The organism is Mycobacterium sp. E2327, assembly GCF_001672675.1.
Classification (GTDB): Bacteria; Actinomycetota; Actinomycetes; order Mycobacteriales; family Mycobacteriaceae; genus Mycobacterium.
Genome location: NZ_LZKE01000134.1, coordinates 1 through 2,806, shown reverse-complemented (window position 1 = coordinate 2,806; position 2,806 = coordinate 1). Strand labels below are relative to the sequence as shown.

Sequence of the window (2,806 nt, the reverse complement as noted above, 5' to 3'; positions counted from 1 at the left end):
ACCGCGCTGCACCGCCGGCTGGGCGCCTACGAGTACTGGCTCGACCTGGCGCAGTCGCTGCTGCGGATCCTCACCGGGTTCGGGCTGGCCGCCGTGATCGGGGTGGCGACCGGGGTACTGCTGGGCCGCTCCCGGCTTTTCGCTGACGTGTTCGGCCCGCTGACGGAGCTGGCCAGGCCCGTCCCGGCCATCGCGCTGGTGCCGGTGGCGATCCTGCTGTTCCCCACCGACGAGGCCGGGATCGTGTTCATCACCTTCCTCGCCGCCTACTTCCCGATCATGGTCAGCACCCGGCACGCGGTGCGCGCGCTGCCCACGCTGTGGGAGGACTCGGTGCGCACGCTGGGCGGCGGCCGGTGGGAGGTGCTGAGCCAGGTGGTGTTACCGGGCATCCTGCCGGGCGTGTTCGGCGGGCTCTCGGTCGGCATGGGGGTGGCGTGGATCTGCGTGATCTCCGCCGAGATGATCTCCGGTCGGCTCGGCGTCGGTTACCGCACCTGGCAGGACTACACCGTACTGGCCTACCCCCAGGTGTTCGTCGGCATCATCACCATCGGCGTGCTCGGCTTCGCGACGGCGGCCGCCGTGGAAGTGGTGGGCCGCCGGGTGACGCGGTGGCTGCCGCGCGCACAGGAGGAGGCGCGATGACCTCCGAAAACCGGGGCATGAGCCTCGAACTGGACCGAGTCCGGTTGTCCTACACCGGTTCTCCCGTCATCGACGAGCTGAGCCTCACGGTGCGGCCGGGAGAGATCCTGGTGCTCACCGGGCCGTCGGGCTGCGGCAAGTCGACGGTGCTGCGGGCGCTGGCCGGCTTGCTAGCGCCCGGCGACGGCCGGGTGCTCGCCGACGGCGCGCCGGTTACCGCCACCTCGGGCGACCGCGGCATGGTCTTCCAGGACAACGCGCTGCTGCCCTGGCGCACTGTGCGGTCCAACATCGAGTTAGCGCTGCGGCTGCGCGGCGAGCCCCGCGCCACCCGGCGCGCGGCGGCCGAGCGCTGGATCGACGAGCTGGGGCTCACCGGCTTCGGCAACTACCTGCCCAAGAGCCTGTCCGGCGGGATGCGCCAGCGCGTCCAGCTGGCCCGCGGCCTGGCCGGGGCGCCGCGCGCGGTGATGATGGACGAGCCGTTCGGGGCGCTGGACACCCAGACCCGCGCCGCCATGCAGCGCCTGCTCGTCGACACCTGGCGCACCCATCCGACCACGATCGTCTTCGTCACCCACGACGTCGACGAGGCGCTGACGCTGGGGGACCGGATCGTCGTGCTGGGCAAGGCCGGCGAGCCGGTGCGCGCGGTGCTCGACGTGCCGGATCCCCGCGTGGACCGGCCGCGTCCGGAACTGCGCGCCGATATCATTGCGGCACTTGACCATTCGGTGGCGGCATGATGGATGTCCCGGATCTGACGCCGGTGCGTCTGGACTGCGATGTGCTGGTCATCGGCGGAGGCACCGCCGGCACCATGGCGGCCCTGTCCGCCGCCGAGCACGGCGCTCAGGTGCTGCTGTTGGAGAAGGCTCACGTCCGGCACTCCGGTGCGCTGGCGATGGGCATGGACGGTGTGAACAACGCCGTCATCCCCGGCAAGGCCGAACCCGAGGACTACGTCGCGGAGATCACCCGCGCCAACGACGGAATCGTCAACCAGCGCACCATTTATCAGACCGCCTCCCGCGGTTTCGCGATGGTGCAGCGGCTGGAGCGCTACGGGGTGAAGTTCGAGAAGGACGAGCACGGCGAGTACGCGGTGCGCCGGGTGCACCGCTCGGGCTCCTACGTGCTGCCCATGCCGGAGGGCAAGGACGTCAAGAAGGCGCTCTATCGGGTGCTGCGGCAGAAGTCCATGCGCGAGCGGATCCGCATCGAGAACCGGCTGATGCCGGTCCGGGTGCTGACCGACGGAGGCCGGGCGGTGGGTGCCGCCGCGTTCAACACGCGCACCGGCGAGTTCGTCGCCGTCGGCGCCAAGGCGGTCATCTTGGCCACCGGGGCGTGCGGGCGCCTCGGCCTGCCCGCGTCGGGCTACCTGTACGGCACGTACGAGAACCCGACCAACGCCGGCGACGGGTACGCGATGGCCTACCACGCGGGCGCGGAGCTGTCGGGAATCGAGTGTTTCCAAGTCAATCCGCTGATCAAGGACTACAACGGGCCGGCCTGCGCCTACGTGGCCAACCCGTTCGGCGGCTACCAGGTCAACGCCCACGGCGAGCGGTTCGTCGACTCCGACTACTGGTCGGGGCAGATGATGGCCGAGGTGAAAAGCGAGATCGACTCCGCGCGCGGGCCCATCTATCTCAAGGTGTCGCACCTGCCCGACGAGACGCTGACCGCGCTGGAAAACATCCTGCATACCACCGAACGCCCGACCCGCGGCACCTTCCACGCCAACCGCGGCCACGACTACCGCACCCACGACATCGAGATGCACATCTCCGAGATCGGCTTGTGCGGCGGCCATTCCGCCTCCGGGGTGTGGGTCGACGAGCACGCCCGCACCACGGTGCCGGGTCTGTACGCGGCGGGGGACCTGGCCTGCGTCCCGCACAACTACATGATCGGGGCATTCGTGTTCGGTGACCTCGCCGGCACCGACGCCGCCAAGTCGCTGCCCGATGTCGTTGCCCCACAGGCGCTCCCGGACGACCAGCTGCGCGCCGCGCACGAGCTGATCTACTCACCGCTGCGGCACCCGGACGGGCCGCCGCAGCCGCAGGTCGAATACAAGCTGCGACGCTTCGTCAACGACTATGTGGCGCCACCGAAGACGGCGGCCAAGCTGTCCATCGCCGTCCGCACC

3 protein-coding genes are annotated in these 2,806 nt (G+C 70.3%); all 3 read left to right on the top strand.

What is annotated here, in order from left to right; translation table 11 throughout:
• Positions 1–648, top strand: a 648-nt coding sequence (locus A5712_RS16040; protein WP_068106988.1) for an ABC transporter permease, incomplete at its 5' end; no start/stop codon positions are given.
• Entirely contained in the window at positions 645–1,394 is a 750-nt protein-coding gene (locus A5712_RS16035; RefSeq protein ID WP_068106987.1) for an ABC transporter ATP-binding protein, read from the top strand. The genes A5712_RS16040 and A5712_RS16035, both read left to right, overlap by 4 nt.
• Positions 1,394–2,806, top strand: a 1,413-nt coding sequence (locus A5712_RS16030) for a fumarate reductase/succinate dehydrogenase flavoprotein subunit (RefSeq protein WP_369830398.1), incomplete at its 3' end; no start/stop codon positions are given. The genes A5712_RS16035 and A5712_RS16030, both read left to right, overlap by 1 nt.

Excerpts from the sequence above, each read along its gene's own strand:
- A5712_RS16035 (WP_068106987.1), top strand. The coding sequence starts at position 645 with ATGACCTCCGAAAACCGGGGCATGAGCCTCGAACTGGACCGAGTCCGG.